Source organism: Amycolatopsis sp. NPDC104587, assembly GCF_055583645.1.
The window spans coordinates 697,647-713,843 of record NZ_JBVJNO010000001.1 but is presented as its reverse complement, the minus strand read 5'-3'; the positions used below and the strand labels follow the sequence as shown (position 1 = coordinate 713,843).

General features: G+C 70.5%; 16 protein-coding genes. 6 read left to right on the top strand and 10 right to left on the bottom strand.

The genetic code is table 11. The features are described from left to right. Positions 1-14 precede the first annotated feature (14 nt). Positions 15-548 (top strand): QsdR family transcriptional regulator, encoded by a 534-nt coding sequence (locus ACZ61C_RS03495; RefSeq protein ID WP_465302358.1) that lies wholly within the window; start codon positions 15-17, stop codon positions 546-548. Here the strand turns inward: ACZ61C_RS03495 and ACZ61C_RS03490 are convergent. Together ACZ61C_RS03490 and rsmI are read right to left on the bottom strand one after the other, a co-directional pair. Continuing rightward, complete coding sequence (locus ACZ61C_RS03490; protein WP_465302356.1) at positions 440-1,036, bottom strand: hypothetical protein; 597 nt, start codon at positions 1,034-1,036, stop codon at positions 440-442. The two genes, ACZ61C_RS03495 and ACZ61C_RS03490, sit on opposite strands and share 109 nt — an antisense overlap. After that, positions 1,033-1,887, bottom strand: coding sequence for a 16S rRNA (cytidine(1402)-2'-O)-methyltransferase (gene rsmI / locus ACZ61C_RS03485; RefSeq protein ID WP_465302354.1), 855 nt, complete (start codon positions 1,885-1,887; stop codon positions 1,033-1,035). Before rsmI ends, ACZ61C_RS03490 begins: the two co-directional genes overlap by 4 nt. Positions 1,888-1,955: 68 nt before the next feature. On the opposite strand from rsmI, the gene ACZ61C_RS03480 reads away from it, so the two are divergent. Beyond that, positions 1,956-3,524, top strand: a complete 1,569-nt coding sequence (locus ACZ61C_RS03480; RefSeq protein WP_465302352.1) for a dolichyl-phosphate-mannose--protein mannosyltransferase — start codon at positions 1,956-1,958, stop codon at positions 3,522-3,524. Position 3,525: 1 nt separating this feature from the next. Here the strand turns inward: ACZ61C_RS03480 and ACZ61C_RS03475 are convergent, their stop codons facing one another. Next, positions 3,526-4,239: an AraC family transcriptional regulator gene (locus tag ACZ61C_RS03475; RefSeq protein ID WP_465302774.1), complete on the bottom strand. Its 714-nt coding sequence runs from the start codon at positions 4,237-4,239 to the stop codon at positions 3,526-3,528. A gap of 82 nt (positions 4,240-4,321) precedes the next feature. Here ACZ61C_RS03475 and ACZ61C_RS03470 point away from each other — a divergent pair, with 82 nt between their 5' ends. Further along, the gene (locus tag ACZ61C_RS03470) at positions 4,322-4,891 is read left to right on the top strand and encodes a class I SAM-dependent methyltransferase (protein WP_465302350.1); all 570 of its coding nucleotides are present in this window, start codon (positions 4,322-4,324) and stop codon (positions 4,889-4,891) included. Between the two features lie 12 nt (positions 4,892-4,903). Here the strand turns inward: ACZ61C_RS03470 and ACZ61C_RS03465 are convergent, their stop codons facing one another. From ACZ61C_RS03465 to ACZ61C_RS03455, 3 genes are read right to left on the bottom strand one after another with little or no spacing between them, the layout of a single operon-like run. Then, on the bottom strand, positions 4,904-5,293 hold the full coding sequence (locus ACZ61C_RS03465; protein WP_465302348.1) for an Imm1 family immunity protein: 390 nt from the start codon (positions 5,291-5,293) through the stop codon (positions 4,904-4,906). Further along, positions 5,287-5,958, bottom strand: a complete 672-nt coding sequence (locus tag ACZ61C_RS03460; RefSeq protein ID WP_465302346.1) for a DddA-like double-stranded DNA deaminase toxin — start codon at positions 5,956-5,958, stop codon at positions 5,287-5,289. Before ACZ61C_RS03460 ends, ACZ61C_RS03465 begins: the two co-directional genes overlap by 7 nt. Positions 5,959-6,011: 53 nt before the next feature. Then, positions 6,012-7,775: a serine/threonine-protein kinase gene (locus ACZ61C_RS03455; protein ID WP_465302344.1), complete on the bottom strand. Its 1,764-nt coding sequence runs from the start codon at positions 7,773-7,775 to the stop codon at positions 6,012-6,014. Between the two features lie 244 nt (positions 7,776-8,019). On the opposite strand from ACZ61C_RS03455, the gene ACZ61C_RS03450 reads away from it, so the two are divergent. Together ACZ61C_RS03450 and ACZ61C_RS03445 are read left to right on the top strand one after the other, a co-directional pair. Next, on the top strand, positions 8,020-9,897 hold the full coding sequence (locus ACZ61C_RS03450) for a propionyl-CoA synthetase (protein ID WP_465302342.1): 1,878 nt from the start codon (positions 8,020-8,022) through the stop codon (positions 9,895-9,897). 66 nt (positions 9,898-9,963) lie between these two features. After that, the gene (locus ACZ61C_RS03445; protein ID WP_465302340.1) at positions 9,964-11,529 is read left to right on the top strand and encodes a beta-N-acetylhexosaminidase; all 1,566 of its coding nucleotides are present in this window, start codon (positions 9,964-9,966) and stop codon (positions 11,527-11,529) included. 1 nt (position 11,530) lies between these two features. On the opposite strand, the gene ACZ61C_RS03440 is transcribed toward ACZ61C_RS03445, so the two are convergent. Both ACZ61C_RS03440 and ACZ61C_RS03435 read right to left on the bottom strand, forming a co-directional pair. Beyond that, positions 11,531-12,127: a TetR/AcrR family transcriptional regulator gene (locus ACZ61C_RS03440; protein WP_465302338.1), complete on the bottom strand. Its 597-nt coding sequence runs from the start codon at positions 12,125-12,127 to the stop codon at positions 11,531-11,533. Then, the gene (locus tag ACZ61C_RS03435; RefSeq protein ID WP_465302336.1) at positions 12,117-12,800 is read right to left on the bottom strand and encodes an MOSC domain-containing protein; all 684 of its coding nucleotides are present in this window, start codon (positions 12,798-12,800) and stop codon (positions 12,117-12,119) included. Before ACZ61C_RS03435 ends, ACZ61C_RS03440 begins: the two co-directional genes overlap by 11 nt. Positions 12,801-12,855: 55 nt before the next feature. On the opposite strand from ACZ61C_RS03435, the gene ACZ61C_RS03430 reads away from it, so the two are divergent. After that, entirely contained in the window at positions 12,856-14,211 is a 1,356-nt protein-coding gene (locus ACZ61C_RS03430; RefSeq protein WP_465302335.1) for a M20 family metallopeptidase, read from the top strand. Here ACZ61C_RS03430 and ACZ61C_RS03425 read toward each other — a convergent pair. Next, positions 14,180-14,548, bottom strand: a complete 369-nt coding sequence (locus tag ACZ61C_RS03425) for a DUF779 domain-containing protein (protein ID WP_465302333.1) — start codon at positions 14,546-14,548, stop codon at positions 14,180-14,182. The genes ACZ61C_RS03430 and ACZ61C_RS03425 overlap by 32 nt on opposite strands. Next, positions 14,548-16,071, bottom strand: coding sequence for an aldehyde dehydrogenase (adh, locus tag ACZ61C_RS03420; RefSeq protein ID WP_465302331.1), 1,524 nt, complete (start codon positions 16,069-16,071; stop codon positions 14,548-14,550). Before adh ends, ACZ61C_RS03425 begins: the two co-directional genes overlap by 1 nt. Positions 16,072-16,197: the final 126 nt, after the last annotated feature.

The window sequence follows — 16,197 nt, the reverse complement described above, 5'->3', positions numbered from 1 at the left end:
AGACATTCTGGCATATGTCTCACGGGTTCGAACTGGCACGCGAGTGGTTCCTGTCCGGCAAGCGGGTGGACATGGGCGAGCTGGCCGAGACGCTCTCGATCAGCCGCGCGACGCTCCACCGCCGGGTGGGATCGCGCGACCGGCTGCTGGGCGAGATCCTCTGGTCCCTGTCGGCGGCTTCGATCACCCGGCTGCTGCCGTCGTGCGCCGGGCGCGGCGCCGCGGGGATCGCGGACTTCGTGAGCGGGTACGTCCGGTACGCGAACGACTCACCGCCGTTCCGCGACTTCCTGCGCCGCGAGCCGGAGCGGGCTCTGCGGCTGCTGACGACCCGGGCCAGCGTCTGCCAGCGGCGGATCATCGCGGAGCTGGAGTCGCTGCTGGCGTCGGAGGTCGAGGCCGGGCGGCTGGTCACGCCGCTTCCGGTGCCGGACCTGGCTTATCTGCTGGTGCGGATCGGCGAGTCCTTTGTGTACACGGACGTGATCACCGGGGACGCGCCCGACGCCGGGAAGGCCCACGCCGCCGTGACGGCGCTGCTGACGTAGACCCGGGCGGGCACCTCGGGGTCGGCCGAGCCGAAGTTCTCGTACACCTCGAACCCGGTGCCCGGTCCGAGCGCCGATGCGACGAACCGCGCGCCGGGCGAAGCACCCGGAGAGACTTCGAACGACCGCATGGCCGGGTGCGCCAGGTCCCCGACCCAGAACCGGGGAACCAGCAGAAGCTGCGAACCGTCCGAGCGCACCACGGATCCGTCGTCGCGGTGGTCCGACCACTCGGTGAGCGAGATCAACCGCAGGTACCGAGGCGCGTCGTCCGACGCGCGGTCGACCTCGGGGAGAAACCCGGCGGCAAAGCGAACCAGGACCGCGTTCGACTCCCGCACCGGCCGATCACCGAAGAAGGCCACCTCCGAGTCGCGGGCGTAGAGCGGGATCTCGTCGAACGGCCCGGACGGCCGGTACGAGCCGATGTCCGCCCACTCCGCCGCGACCGCCAGCGCTTCCAGCTCGGCGGCGAAGTCCGTAGTCACTGCCCGGACTTCCGCGAAGCCAGGACCGCGTCGTAAAGCTCCTTTTTGGACACGCCGGTCGCCTCGGCGACCTCCGCCGCCGCGGACTTCAGGCGCTCGCCCGCCGCCACGCGGGACGCGACCTCGTCCACCAGGTCCGCCACCGAAACCGCTTTCGGCGTCGCGCCGTCGAGCACCACGGTGATCTCGCCGCGGACGCCGTCCGCGGCCCACGCGGCCAGCGAGGCGAGCGAACCCCGCTTCACCTCTTCGTACGTCTTCGTCAGCTCACGGCACACCGCGGCCCGCCGGTCCGCGCCCAGCACCGACACCGCGTCCGACAACGTCGACGCCAGCCGGTGCGGGGACTCGAAGAACACCGCCGTGCGGGGCTCGTCGCGCAACGACGACAGCCAGCGGGAGCGCTCGCCCGGCTTGCGCGGCGCAAAACCCTCGAAACAGAACCGGTCACACGGCAAACCGGACAAAGCGAGCGCCGTGGTCACCGCCGACGGGCCCGGCAGGCACGTCACCGGAAGGTCCTCGGCGACGCACGCCGAAACCAGGCGGAAACCCGGATCGGACACACTGGGCATACCGGCGTCCGTCACCAGCACCACGGTCTCGCCCGCGCGTAACGATTCGAGCAGCTTGGGCAGGCGCGCCGTCTCGACGTCCTCGTAGAAGCTCACCACCCGGCCGCGTGGGGTCACGCCCAGCGCCGCGGTCAGCGACCGCAGCCGCCGGGTGTCCTCGGCCGCGATGACGTCGGCTTCCTCCAGTGCTTCCGCCAGGCGGGGCGAGGCGTCGCGGACGTCGCCGAGCGGGGTCGCCGCCAGGACCAGGCGGCCGGGAGGAACCGGTGAGCTCACCCGGCCAGCCTAGGCTGATCAGCTGATCCGGACGACGCACGCCCCGGTCCGCCCGTAGGATCGCCCCCGTGACCGCCGTGCTGACCCGTCCCGACGACGAAAGCGTCCGGCCGGACCCGGTGGAGGAGCTCCGGCCGCCCACCGACCGCGAAGTGACCCTGCTCGGCCGCGGCATGCCGGCCGACCGGCTGCGCGGCTGGGTCGTCACCCTCGTGCTGACCGTGATCGGCGGCATCGTCCGGCTGCAGAACCTGGGCACGCCGACGGACAAGGGCAGCCCGGTCTTCGACGAGAAGCACTACGTGCCGCAGGCCTGGCAGGTGCTGCGCAACGGTGGCTACGAGGACAACTACGGCTACGAGCTGGTCGTCCACCCGCCGCTGGCGAAGCAGCTGATCGCGATCGGCGAATGGCTGTTCGGCTACAACGGCTGGGGCTGGCGGATCATGCCCGCGCTGGCCGGCACGCTCATCATCTTCCTGACCATCCGGATCGCCCGCCGGCTCACCCGCTCGACGCTGCTCGGCGGCATCGCGGGGGTCCTGGTGATCAGCGACGGCGTGCTGCACCTGCAGTCGCGGATGGGCATGCTCGACATCTTCATCGCGCTGTTCGTGCTCGCCGCGTTCTCCTGCTTGCTGGTCGACCGCGACCAGGTGCGCACCCGGCTCGCGACGGCCGTGCGCGAAGGCTGGGTCAACGAGTCCGTGTGGGGTCCGAAGCTGGGCTTCCGCTGGTGGCGGTTCGCGACCGGGCTGATGATCGGGCTCACCTTCGGCGTCAAGTGGTCGGCGCTGTACTACATCGTCGCGTTCGGGCTGCTGTGCGTCTTCTTCGACGTCGCGGCGCGGCGCGCGGCCGGCGTCGAGCGGCCCTGGCTGGGCACGATCCGCCGAGACGTGCTGCCCGCGCTGTGGGCGATCCTGCTGATCCCGCTCGTGATGTACCTCGGCGCGTACTGGGCGTGGTTCGCCAGCGAGACGGCGACCGACCGGCACTACACCGAGATCAAGGACATCGCGCCCGGCGTCTGGGGCTGGATCCCGGCGTCGCTGCGCTCGCTCGGCGACTACTCGGCGAACGTCCTGCACTTCCACGAGACGCTGGTGACGCCGAAGGACAACCCGCACCCGTGGGAGTCGAAGCCGTGGACGTGGCCGATGGGGCTGCGCCCGATGCTCTACAGCTACGACGGCGATGTCACCGGCTGCGGCGAGTCCCGCTGCGTCAGCGCGACGATGCTGGTCGGCACGCCGGCGATGTGGTGGCTGGCGATCCCGATGCTGGGCTGGTCGGTCTGGCGCTCGATCTTCCGCGCGGACTGGCGCTACGCGGCCGTGCTGGTCGGCTACCTCGGCGGGTACGTCTTCTGGTTCACCAACATCGACCGCCAGATGTACTTCTTCTACGCGACGCCGCTGGCCGCGTTCCTGGTGCTGGGGCTGACGTTGTGCCTGGGCCAGGTCCTGGGCAGCGCCCGCCGCGGGTTCGAGAGACGCGGGACCGGTCTGCTCGTCGTGTCGCTGTACGTCGGCCTGGTGGTGGCGAACTTCGCCTGGCTGTGGCCGATCCTGAACGGCATCGCGATCACGAACGGCCATTGGGAGGCCGAGCGCTGGCTGCCGTCCTGGCGGTAGCTCAGCCCGCGAAGTAGGCGCCTGGGGTGACGCCGACCGCGCGGCGGAAGGCCGCCACGAACGCGCTCGCCGAGCTGTAGCCGATGCGCTGGGCCACCGTCTCCAGCGGCAGCCGCTGGGCCAGCAACGGCAGCGCCGCACGCAACCGCACCTGCGTGCGCCAGGTCCCGAACGTCATCCGGCACTCGCGCACGAAGATCCGGGCCAGCGTGCGCTCCGCCGCGCCGACGTCCCGGCCGAACTCCGCGAGGCTGCGCGGGTCGGCCGGGTTGACCAGCACCGCCGCCTCGACGTCGCGGGCGCGCGGGTCGGCCGGTGAGGGCACCGCGATCGGCACCACGTCGAGCGGCTCCAGCAGGTCGAACGCCACGGCTTCGGCGCGCAGCCGGGCGGCGGCCCCGACGCCGTCACCGGTCAGGTACTCCAGCAGCTCGCGCAGCAGCGGCCGGACGGCCACCATCCGCGGCTCCGGCCAGCTCACCGGCGACAGTGCGGGGTCGGCGTAGATGCCGCGCAGCGCCACCCGGCCGAGGGCGCCCGTGCGGTGCGGGACGCCGGCGGGCATCCAGAGCGCGCGGGTCGGCGGCAGCACCCAGCCCGCGTCACCCGCCTTCACGGCGACGACCCCGCGCGCGGACCAGACGAGCTGGTGCACGGGGTGCTCGTGCAGCGGGAACCAGGTGCCGGCGGGCAGGTCGACCTCGCCCAGCAGCATGGCTCCGGAATGACCGATCAGCGACATCACTTGGCAGCCTATCGGCTACCGGTCACCCGTCGGGCTGCCTAGCGTCGAAGTCATGCCGATGAACCTGATCCACCGCAAGATCTGCAGCTCGGAGAAGTGGGCGAACACCGTCGAGGAGCGCCTGACGCCGTGGCTGCGGGACCGCGACCTGGGTGACGACGTCCTCGAGATCGGGCCCGGGTTCGGCGCCACCACGAAGGTGCTGCTCGACGTCGTGCCGAAGCTGACGGTCCTGGAGATCGACCCCGCGTCAACCGAGCTGCTGCGCGGGAAGTACGGCGACCGCGCCGACGTCGTCGAGGGCAGCGGCGCGGAGATGCCGTTCGAGTCCGGGCGCTTCTCCGCGGTCGTCTGCTTCACGATGCTGCACCACGTCCCGACCGCGGCACTGCAGGACGCGATCTTCGCCGAGGCGGCGAGGGTCCTGCGCCCGGGCGGCACGTACTGCGGCAGCGACGGCCAGCTCAACCTGCGCTTCCGCCTGCTGCACGTCGGCGACACGATGAACGTCGTCGACGCGGCGACGTTCCCCGGCCGCCTCGAGAAGGCGGGGTTCGAGCAGGTCGACGTCCAGCTGGAGCCGAAGCAGCTCGTGATCTTCGAAGCCGTGAAGCCCGCTTAGCGGCGGCAAGAATTACTGAGCGAGCTGCACCGAATTCGGCCGCATACCAGTCGCCAGAAATTCGTGAAGACCCGCGTGGACAATGTCGATGGACACCTCGACGTTCGAGGGGACCTCGGTCAGATTTCCTGCGTACACATACTCGACAATGACTTCAGGATCACCGCTTCCAGCCGTCGATCCTCCCTCGGTAGGCGACATGAAGTTGAGGAAACCCTTCTCCTGACCCAAGCCGGCTTCCAGGCCTCGACGGGGCTCGTCGACGGCGGCCAGTTGGATCATCGGCGGAGCGTCATTACCGGCGGTCTCGCGACCGATACGAGCGAGCAGGTCGTCCAGCTCGCCGGCTGTTGTCACCCGGATGGGAGTCTGCTCGTTGTACCAAACGTCAAGAGCTACCACAGGTCCACGCCTCCGTGAAAGGTCTCTTCATAGTCGTCGGGACCATACACGGTGATCGATCCGCCCTTCGGAAGCAGACCGCTGACCAGGCTTCCACAGCCCCAGAAACCTGGGCAGGGAATATTGTTGATCACCAGGTCGACGTGCTTCTGACCGGATTGGACCATGCGGACGGCAACCTTGACTTCGACGTGCGTGAGCGCCAGGGGGCCCATGAAAGGAGGCATGTCACGTTCGATCAAGAGCGTCCGTGCAGCTTTCGAGTGCTCGTCGATGCCGCTCACGGTTTCCTGCTCGTTTCCGTCCGAATCAACCCAGCGCCCATGTGTCTTCTTGCCTCTCGGGTTGGGTTTGGGCACCGAAGGAGGAAGCTGAGACCGAAAAGCTTCGATTTCGTGTGATGCCGGTTTTCCGTTGAGCCTCGCCAGGTAGGTCTCGAGGTCCCGCTTCGCTGCCAAGAGTGCTTTTTCGATGCCCTCGAGCGTTTCAATCGCAAGGTCCAGCGAGGAGACAGCCTCACCGGCGCTCCTTGCGCGAGCCCCCTCGACCGCTTCGGCAAGAGCTTGCCGAGCGGCAACGAGCGCGCCCTTGGCAGTGGCGAGGTGTTCGATCGGAATCCGATCCTCGATGGCCGCGATCTTTGCGATCAGGTCATCAACGGACACGATCTTCAGGATCGCACGAGCCCCGGTAGCTCGACGTGATCCATAAGGGTGAGCTAGCGGCGAGGCAGCTGGCTGCCCGGCTGGCGCGGCACCACCCGCGTCACCGGGCCGTCCGCGGACTTGCCCGCCCGCGAAAGCCACCCCTCGACCTCGCGCCGAACGGCGTTGAGCGTCGGACGGCGGCGTGGCTCGGGGTCCAGGGACGCCGCCAGCAGCCGCGCGTGGGCGCTGCGCTGTGGGAGGCGGGACACGGGTTCGGCGCGGGCGGCCGCCATCAGCGCCGCCATCGGGGTCTCACGGGTGCCGCGCGGGGGCTGGCCGGACAGCGCGTAGCTGATCGTCGCGGCCAGCTGCCAGGCGTCCGACGCCGGGGAGGCCGTCGCGCCCATCGCCTGCTCCGGGGCGACGAAGTCGGGCGTGCCGATCATCATGCCGGTCGCCGTCATCTTCGAGTCGCCCTGGCTGCGGGCGATGCCGAAGTCGATGAGGTGGGCCAGGCCGCTGGGGTCGAGCACGATGTTCGACGGCTTGATGTCGCGGTGCAGGACGCCCTTCTCGTGGGCCGCGGCGAGCGCGCCCGCCATCGTCGCCCAGAGGCGGCCGGCGGCGACGTCGTCGAGCGGGCCCTGGCCGTCGACCAGCTCGGCCAGCGGACGGCCTTCTAGGTACTCCATGACCAGCGCGAGGCCGTCCGGCTCCTCGGCCAGGTCGTACACCTTGACGCAGTTCGGGTGACTGACCACGGCGAGCGCGCGGGCCTCGCGCTGCATGCGCTCGGCGGTGTCGCGGTCCGGCGCGTGCGCGATCTTCAGCGCGACCGTGCGGTTGAGCTGGGTGTCGACGGCCTGCCAGACCGTGCCGAAGCCGCCCGCGCCGAGCTGCTTGACACGCCGGTAGCGGCTGCCGCCGGCGTTGCGCGAGCCGGGCGGCGGCGGGACCGGGCCGGGGGCCGCGGCCAGCGCGCCGGCCATCGGCGGCGGCGGGGGCTCGGGCGCCGAGGCCAGCGCCGTCTTCGGGTACGGCCGGTTGACCGGGGGTGGCGGGGGCGGCGGCGGGGTGGGCCGCGGCTGGACCTGCGACGGCGGCGGGCCCTGCCGCTCCTGGTCGCGCCGCGGCGGCACGTCCGGGCGGTTGATGACCGACCACGGCGGCGGCCCGACCATCGCGACCGGGATCAGGCCCAGCACGCTGAACGGCAGGAACCCGAGCCAGAAGTGCAGCGCGGTGTTCGCCTCCATGCCGACGCTGAACAGCAGCATCGCGGCGAACGGGATCCAGAAGAACCGGGACGGCCACTTCGGACCACGGCGGAAGGCCGTGCGGCCCTGCAGCATGACGAACAGCAGCGAGCCGGCGCCCAGCACCACGAACGCGAGCAGGTAGACGAAGAACGGGATGTCGCTGCCGTTGCGGGAGAACAACACGTCGTAGACGGACTGGCCGCCGCCGAGGTAGTTGCGCTGGTTGTCCACCCAGCAGCCGCCGGGGCTGTTGAGGCTCGACCACTCCTTGCTGGTCAGGCCGCTTTCCTCGCCCGCCCACGCCGCGCGGTAGACCCCCGACACGCCGTTGGACAGCAGCCACGGCAGCACCAGCGTGGTGACCAGGCCGATCCCGCCGAACACCGAGAGTGTCGTCACGTCGTACCGGTTGCCGGTGCCCTTGCGGATGATCGACACCGCCAGCGCGCCGATCGGCGGCAACAGTGCGACGAGCGCGCCGGCCGCACTCGTGGCCCAGACCCATTCGCCGGGGCAGAAGCCCGGGCCGAACAAGGAATGGGCTAGCGAGAGCAACGCGCTCGCGAGTCCGTTCACCGCCGGGCTCCCCTCACTGTCCGTGTTCACTTCGTACCGCCGTGCGGCGTTTCCTCGCAGTCCAGCTTAGGACGCTCCCGGCCGCCGTGAGGTTGCCGGGTCTTTCCGTGACGCATCCGGTGGTCACCCGGTTCCGCCGGCGGCCCGCGCAGTCGAGAAGACGCCGGGGCACCCCCGTTCGCGGAAACCTGACAGGGACAGCGGGCCGCCATTTCGGCACCCCGGCGTCACGAAGGAGCGGAGAATGGGCGCGTACTCCGAGGCTTACCGGCGCAGCCTGGCCGAGCCGGAGGCGTTCTGGCTGGCAGCGGCGGAAAAGATCAGCTGGACGAAGGCGCCGAAAACGGCCCTCGACGACTCGCAGCCACCCTTCTACCGCTGGTTCCCGGACGGGGAGTTGAACACCTCGTACAACACTTTGGACCGGCACGTCGAGGCCGGCCGGGGCGAGCAGGCCGCGCTGATCTGGGACTCGCCCGTGACCGGACAGCAACGCACCTACACCTTCGAGGAGCTGCGGGACACGGTCGCACGGTTCGCCGGCGCGCTCAGTTCCCTGGGGGTCACGAAGGGTGACCGCGTCCTGCTCTACCTGCCGAACGTGCCGGAAGCCGTGATCGGGATGCTGGCCTGCGCCCGGATCGGCGCGGTGCACTCGGTGGTCTTCGGCGGGTTCGCGCCGAAGGAGCTGGCCGCGCGGGTCGAGGACGCGAAGCCCAAGGTGATCCTGGCGGCCTCCTGCGGCATCGAGCCGACGCGGGTGATCGAGTACAAGCCGATCATCGAGACCGCGCTCAAGATGACCGAGCACCAGCCCGAGCACGTCGTCGTGCTGCAGCGCGAGCAGGCGCTCGCCGAGCTGACCGGCCGTGACCTGGACTGGCGCCGGCTGGCCGCGGACGCCACGCCGGTGGCCCCGGTGCCGCTCGCGGCCACCGACCCGCTGTACATCCTCTACACGTCCGGGACGACCGGGCGGCCGAAGGGCGTCGTGCGGGACAACGGCGGCCACGCGGTCGGGCTGGCGTACTCGATGGACGCCGTCTACGACATCCACGCGGGGGACGTCTGGTGGGGCGCGTCGGACGTCGGCTGGGTCGTCGGCCACTCCTACATCGCGTACGCGCCGCTGCTGGTCGGCGCGACGACCGTGCTCTACGAGGGCAAGCCGGTCGGCACGCCGGACGCCGGCGCGTTCTGGCGGGTCATCGCCGAGCACCGGGTCCGGGGGCTCTACTGCGCGCCGACCGCGCTGCGGGCGATCAAGAAGGTCGACCCGGACGCCGTGGAGCTGGCGAAGTACGACATCTCGGCGTTCAAGACCCTGTTCCTGGCCGGGGAGCGGCTCGACCCGGAGACCTACCACTGGGCGCACGGGAAGCTGGGCAAGGCGATCATCGACCACTGGTGGCAGACCGAGACCGGCTGGCCGACCGCGTCCAACCTCTGCGGCCTGGAGCCGATGCCGGTCAAGGCCGGGTCCGTGACGAAGGCCGTCCCGGGTTCGGACATCAGGATCCTCGACCGGGCGGGCAACGAGCTGCCGGCCGGGCGCGAAGGGGCCATCACGCTGAAGCTGCCGCTGCCGCCGGGGTCGCTGCCGACGCTGTGGGGTGACGACGAGCGCTATCGCCAGGCCTACCTCTCCCGCTACGAGGGCTACTACCTGACCGGCGACTCCGGGTACTTCGACGAGGACGGCTACCTGTTCGTCATGGGCCGCACCGACGACGTCATCAACGTCGCCGGTCACCGGCTCTCCACCGGGTCGATGGAGGCCGTGCTGGCGTCGCACCCGGCGGTGGCCGAGTGCGCCGTCATCGGGGTCGCCGACCAGCTCAAGGGCCAGCTGCCCCGCGGGTTCGTGACGCTCAAGGCGGGCGCGGACATCCCCGAGGACCAGCTGCGCGCGGAGCTGGTGGCCATGGTCCGGGAGGACATCGGCCCGGTCGCCGCCTTCCGCGACGTGTCCATTGTGGACGGACTGCCGAAGACGCGGTCCGGGAAGATCCTGCGCCGGGCGATGCGCGCGATCGCCGACGGCCGCGACGAACCGATGCCCTCGACGATCGAGGATCCAGCGGTGCTGGACGCGATCCGGCCCGCTCTCCGCGGTTCGTAAAGTACTGTTCCAAATGCTCCGGCTGGTCTGTACCTTTGGGAGGAGTCCCCGACCGGAGGTGCCCTGATGCGCTTGTCCAGAGCCGTCCTGACCACGGCGATCGTGAGTCTCACGGCGGTCGGTGCGCCCGCCGCCGCGGCGGCCTCCCCGGCCGCGCCCGAACGCAGCGTGACCGACGTGGTCCCGGCGCCCGTCTCGGCGAAGGCGGACCCGAAGGCGGACTTCCGGCTCACGCCGTTCACCGTCATCAGCGCCGACCGGGGCGCCGGCCAGGTCGCGGACTACCTGCGCGGCCTGCTGCGCCCGGCCACCGGCTACCCGCTGCCGGTCGTGCCGCACGCGTGGGGCCTGCCCGCGATCTCGCTGGAGCTGGGCCACGACGCCCGCACGGGCACCGAGGGTTACGAGCTGAAGGTCAAGCGGGACGGCGTCTCGCTCAAGGCCAACACCGCCGACGGCCTCTTCGAAGGGGTCCAGTCGCTGCGGCAGCTGCTGCCGTCGGCGATCGACGCGAAGCGCGTCCAGCACCGGACGTGGACGGTCGCGGGCGGCACGATCCTCGACTACCCCCGCTTCGGCGAGCGCGGCGCGATGCTCGACGTCGCCCGGCACTTCTTCCAGCCGGACCAGGTCAAGCGCTACATCGACCAGATCGCCCAGTACAAGATCAACACACTGCACCTGCACCTGGCCGACGACCAGGGCTGGCGCATCGAGATCAAGAGCTGGCCGAAGCTGGCGACGGTCGGCGGCAAGACGGCCGTCGACGGCGACCCGGGTGGCTACTACACGCAGAAGCAGTACAAGGACATCGTCGCGTACGCGGCTTCGCGGCACATCACGGTGATCCCGGAGATCGACATGCCGGGCCACACGAACGCGGCGCAGTCGACCTACGCCGAGCTGAACTGCGACGGCAAGGCCGTCCCGGTGCGCACGGACACCGAGGTCGGCTACAGCTCGCTGTGCATCTCCTCGCCGATCACGTACAAGTTCGTCGACGACGTCGTGCGCGAGCTCGCGGCCATCACGCCGGGCCAGTACCTCCACATCGGCGGCGACGAGGCCCACGCGACGCCGCCCGCGGACTACCTGACGTTCCAGCAGAAGGTGCAGCCGATCGTCGCCAAGTACGGCAAGAAGGTCACCGGCTGGCACGAGATCGCGAAGTCCACGCTCCCCACGTCGGCGATCCCGCAGTACTGGGACTTCGGCGGGGACAACGAGTCGGTCGCGGCCGCGGCGGCCCGGGGCAACAAGATCCTCATGTCGCCGGCGAACTACGCGTACCTGGACATGAAGTACGACGAGTCGACGCCGCTGGGCCAGGACTGGGCCGCGCTGGTCGAGGTCAAGGACGGCTACAGCTGGGACCCGGCTTCGCTGGTGACCGGCGTCGGCGAGAAGTCGGTCGCGGGTGTCGAGGCGCCGCTGTGGACCGAGACGCTCCGGACCAGCGCCGACCTCGAGTACATGGCGTTCCCGCGGCTGCCGGGGATCGCGGAGATCGGCTGGTCGCCGAAGTCGACGCACAACTGGGACGCCTACCGCGCGCGGCTGGCGAAGCAGTCTCCGCGCTGGGTGACCCAGGGGATCAACTTCTACCGCTCCCCGCAGGTCGACTGGAAGTAGCTCACGCGCCGGCCAGGCGGGCCCTGATCGCCCGCCTGGCCAGTGCGTAAGCGCCGGTCCCGCCGTTGAGGACGGCGTCGGCGTTGGCCGCGCGGCCCAGCGCGTGGAGTTCGAACGCCAGGACTTCGGCGTCGGCGTCCAGGTGGCCGAGGGCAACGGCTTCGACGGCCGTCTCACGGATGAACTCCGCGAACGCGCCGCTCGCCGCCGCCACGGCGTCGTGCACCCGGCCCGGGCGGGCGTCGAACTCCGCGCCGACGTTGAAGAAGAAGCAGCCACCCGGGAACACGCGCTGTTCCGAGTACTCCAGCCAGTTCTCGCAGATCGCCCGCAGCCGCGGCAAGCCGGGCGGGACCGCCCGTGACGGCGCCACGACGTGCGTCTCGAAGATGCCGAGCGCCGCCTCGATCGTCGCGAGCTGCAGTTCCTCCTTGGAGCCGAACAGCGCGAACACGCCGCTCTTGCTCAGCTCCAGCTCGGTGGCCAGCCGGCCGAGGGACAGCCCGTCGAGGCCGTCCACCGACGCGACGTCCACCGCCCGGCGCAGCACCACGCGCCGGGTCGCGTCGCCGCGGGCGAGCCGGCCGTCAACCGGCACGCCGCGCCCGCCAGCGGTCCACAGTGGACTGGATCCCGGCGCTCCAGGACACGGCGAGCGCGGGGGTCGCCAGCACGCGATCGGCGAAGTCGAGCGCCGGCTCGACCTTCTCCGGCGGCAGCTGCCCGTAGTTGGCGAACGAGATCAGGTACACCTCGGCGACGGTGGGCCCGTCCGCGCGCTCGACCAGCTCGACCGCGCCCGACGTCGGGACCGTGCCCGGCCGCAGCACCCGCAGGTACCAGCCGCTGCGCCCGGAGTCGATCATCGCCGGGACGACGTCCTTGCGGCCGGTCTTCATCGCGAGCTTGAAACACGGCGAACGCGGCTGCGAGACCTGCACGAGCGCGTCACCCCAGGCCCAGACGTCGCCGATCCGCACGTCCTCCTCGGTGAGGCCGGACAGCGAGATGTTCTCCCCGAAGTCGGCCGTCGAGGCCTCGAAGCCGTCCTCGGCCCAGGCCGCGTAGTGCTCGGCCGGGTAGACGTAGACGGCCTTGTCGGGGCCGCCGTGCACGGTGAGGTCGGCCTGCCGGTCACCGTCGAGGTTCAGCTCGGTCAGTTCCAGCTCGGGCGCCGCGACCCGCGCTTTGGTGATGCCACTCCAAACCGGCTGCTCCCGCCGGAACCCCAGCACGCTCGGTTCCCCCACGTAAACGCTGTCGACGTTCATGCCCTCGAAGATAGCACGACCGTTCGTATACTTTCACGCCTTTAAGGTGGCGGGCATGGAACTGCTCGACCAGGCCCGCGCCCACGTCGACTCCGGCGCCTTCTTCACCGAGCTCGCCCGGCTGGTCGCCTACCCCACGGTGAGCGACGCCCCCGAAGGCCGCGCCGCGATCCAGGCCTACCTCGACGAAGTCCTGACGCCCGCGCTGACCGGCCTCGGCTGCGAGGTGTCCCAGCACCCCAACCCCGACCCGGCGGGCGGCCCGTTCCTGGTCGGCGTCCGCGTCGAGGCACCCGAGCTGCCGACCCTGCTCTGCTACGGCCACGCCGACGTCGTCGGGGAAGCCGGCCGCTGGCGCGACGGCCTCGATCCCTGGACGCTGACCGCGGACGGCGACCGCTGGTACGGCCGCGGCACCGCCGACAACAAGGGCCAGCACCTGGTCAACCTGACGGCGTTGCGGCTGCTCCTCGAAGCGCGCGGCGCCCTCGGCTTCAACCTCAAGTTCCTCTTCGAGACCGGCGAAGAGATCGGCTCGCCAGGGCTCACCGAGTTCGCCGAGCAGGAGCAGGACCTCCTGAAGGCGGACCTCCTGATCGCCTCCGACGGCCCGCGCCTCGACGCCGCGACGCCGACGTTGTTCCTCGGCGCACGCGGCGGAGTCCGGATCGACCTGGACGTCGACCTGCGCCCGGGTGGCTCCCACTCCGGGAACTGGGGCGGCATCCTACGAAACCCGGCCACGACGCTGGCCGCGGCGATCGCGACCCTGGTCGACGGCCACGGCCGGATCCGGCTGCCCGCGCTGCTGCCGCCGGAGCTGCCCGAGTCCGTCCGCGCGGCGCTGGCGGACGTCGACGTCCCGACCGACGACGGCTGGGGAGATCCGGAGCTGAGCCCCGCCGAACGGCTCTACGGCTGGAACACCCTCGAAGTGCTGGCCCTCGACGCCGGGAACGCCGACCGCCCGGTCAACGCCATCCCCGGCCGGGCCCGCGCGGTCCTGCAGCTGCGGTACGTCGCGGGCACCGACGTCGGCGACATCGGCGCGGCGGTCGAGAAACACCTTGCGGCACAGGGGTTTCCGATGGTCGCCGTGCGCACCGAAGCCAACTTCCGCGCGAGCCGGACGCCGGTCGACAACCCGTGGGTCAGCTGGGCGAAGTCCACTTTGGACGCCGTCGCGGAGAAGCCCGTCGCCCTGCTGCCCAGCTTCGGCGGCGGCCTGCCCAACCACGTCTTCACCGACGTCCTCGGCCTGGCGACGCTGTGGCTGCCGCACTCCTACCCGGGGTGCCTGCAGCACGCGCCGGACGAGCACCTGCTCGCCCCGGTCGCCCGGGAGGGGCTGGTGCTCGCCACGGCGTTGTTCAGTGCCTTCAGTTCAGCGCCGCCGACTCTTCGTCGGTGAACAGCCGCGAGCGGATCAGGAAGCGCACGCCTTCGGGCGCCTCCAGGGAGAACCCGCTCCCGCGGCCGGGCACGACGTCGACCGTGAGGTGCGTGTGCTTCCAGTACTCGAACTGCGGCCCGGACATCCAGAACGGGATGTCCGCCATGCCCTCGACGACGAGGTCGCCGAGGTGCACGTCGGTCTGCCCGGTCTTGAACTCGCCCGCCGGGTAGCACATCGGGGCGCTGCCGTCGCAGCACCCGCCGGACTGGTGGAACATCACCGGCCCGTGGGTGGCCGCGAGCTTCCGGAGGAGGTCGGCCGCCTCCTCCGTCAGCCCCACCCGCTCGGCCATCAGAAGAACCCGAGCGCCTGGTCGGAGTAGGACACCAGCATGTTCTTCGTCTGCTGGTAGTGGTCGAGCATCATCTTGTGGTTCTCGCGGCCGATACCGGACGCCTTGTAACCGCCGAAGGCCGCGTGCGCCGGGTAGGCGTGGTAGTTGTTCACCCACACCCGGCCCGCCTGGATGTCGCGGCCGGCGCGGTAGGCGGTGTTGCCGTCGCGGGACCAGACACCGGCGCCGAGGCCGTAGAGCGTGTCGTTGGCGATCTTCATGGCGTCGTCGTAGTCGTCGAACTTGGTCACCGACACGACCGGGCCGAAGATCTCCTCCTGGAAGATCCGCATCTTGTTGTCCCCGGCGAACACCGTCGGCTCGACGTAGTAGCCGCCGGACAGCTCGCCGCCGAGGTCGCTGCGGCCGCCGCCGACCAGGATCTCCGCGCCCTCCTGCTTGCCGATGTCGATGTAGGAGAGGATCTTCTCGAGCTGGTCGTTGGACGCCTGCGCGCCGATCATCGTGTCCGTGTCGAGCGGGTGGCCCTGCTTGATCCGGCGGACGCGCTCGACGGCGTCACCCATGAACTTGTCGTAGATGCCGCTCTGCACCAGCGCCCGCGACGGGCAGGTGCAGACCTCGCCCTGGTTCAGCGCGAAGAGCGTGAAGCCCTCCTGCGCCTTGTCGTAGAAGGCGTCGTTCTGCGCGGCGACGTCGTCGAAGAAGATGTTCGGGCTCTTGCCGCCCAGCTCGACGGTCACCGGGATGATGTTCTCGCTGGCGTACTGCAGGATCAGCCGGCCGGTCGTGGTCTCACCGGTGAAGGCGACCTTGCGGACGCGGTTGCTCGACGCGAGCGGCTTGCCCGCCTCGACGCCGAAGCCGTTGACGATGTTCACGACACCCGGCGGGATCAGGTCGCCGATGATCGAGAACAGCAGGTGGATCGACGCCGGGGTCTGCTCGGCCGGCTTGAGCACGATCGCGTTGCCCGCGGCCAGCGCCGGGGCGAGCTTCCAGACCGCCATCAGGATCGGGAAGTTCCACGGGATGATCTGCGCGACCACGCCGAGGGGCTCGTGGAAGTGGTAGGCGACGGTGTTCTCGTCGATCTGCGAGATGCCGCCCTCCTGGGCGCGCAGCGCGCCGGCGAAGTAGCGGAAGTGGTCGATCGCGAGCGGGATGTCGGCGGCGAGCGTCTCGCGGACGGCCTTGCCGTTCTCCCAGGCCTCGGCGACCGCGATCTTCTCGAGGTTCTGCTCCATCCGGTCGGCGATCTTGAGCAGGATGTTCGCCCGCGCGTCGACCGAGGTCTTGCCCCAGGCCGGGGCGGCGCCGTGGGCCGCGTCGAGCGCCTTCTCGACGTCGGCAGCGGTACCGCGGGCGATCTCGCAGAACGTCTTCCCGGTGACGGGGGTCGGGTTCTCGAAGTACTGGCCGCTCGCGGGCGGGACGTATTCGCCGCCGATGTAGTGGTCGTAGCGCGACTCGTAGCTGACGACGCTGCCTTCGGTGTTCGGTGCGGCGTACTGGACCATCTTCCCTGCCTCGTTGCTCGGAGTGACGGAGACCGCGAACGTAGGTCCGGCCACGTTGCACGAGCGTTGCAGCGCTGTGAGCTGGGTCTCTACGCTGGAGACGTGGCAGAGGCGCCCGAGCCGGAG

Bases quoted from the DNA above. Each gene is read 5' to 3' on its own strand.
- ACZ61C_RS03495 (WP_465302358.1), top strand. From the start codon at position 15: ATGTCTCACGGGTTCGAACTGGCACGCGAGTGGTTCCTGTCCGGCAAG.
- ACZ61C_RS03430 (WP_465302335.1), top strand. From the start codon at position 12,856: ATGGAACTGCTCGACCAGGCCCGCGCCCACGTCGACTCCGGCGCCTTC.
- adh (WP_465302331.1), bottom strand. From the start codon at position 16,071: ATGGTCCAGTACGCCGCACCGAACACCGAAGGCAGCGTCGTCAGCTAC.
- ACZ61C_RS03435 (WP_465302336.1), bottom strand. From the start codon at position 12,800: ATGAACGTCGACAGCGTTTACGTGGGGGAACCGAGCGTGCTGGGGTTC.
- ACZ61C_RS03425 (WP_465302333.1), bottom strand. From the start codon at position 14,548: ATGGCCGAGCGGGTGGGGCTGACGGAGGAGGCGGCCGACCTCCTCCGG.
- ACZ61C_RS03450 (WP_465302342.1), top strand. From the start codon at position 8,020: ATGGGCGCGTACTCCGAGGCTTACCGGCGCAGCCTGGCCGAGCCGGAG.
- ACZ61C_RS03470 (WP_465302350.1), top strand. From the start codon at position 4,322: ATGCCGATGAACCTGATCCACCGCAAGATCTGCAGCTCGGAGAAGTGG.
- ACZ61C_RS03475 (WP_465302774.1), bottom strand. From the start codon at position 4,239: ATGCTGCTGGGCGAGGTCGACCTGCCCGCCGGCACCTGGTTCCCGCTG.
- ACZ61C_RS03445 (WP_465302340.1), top strand. From the start codon at position 9,964: ATGCGCTTGTCCAGAGCCGTCCTGACCACGGCGATCGTGAGTCTCACG.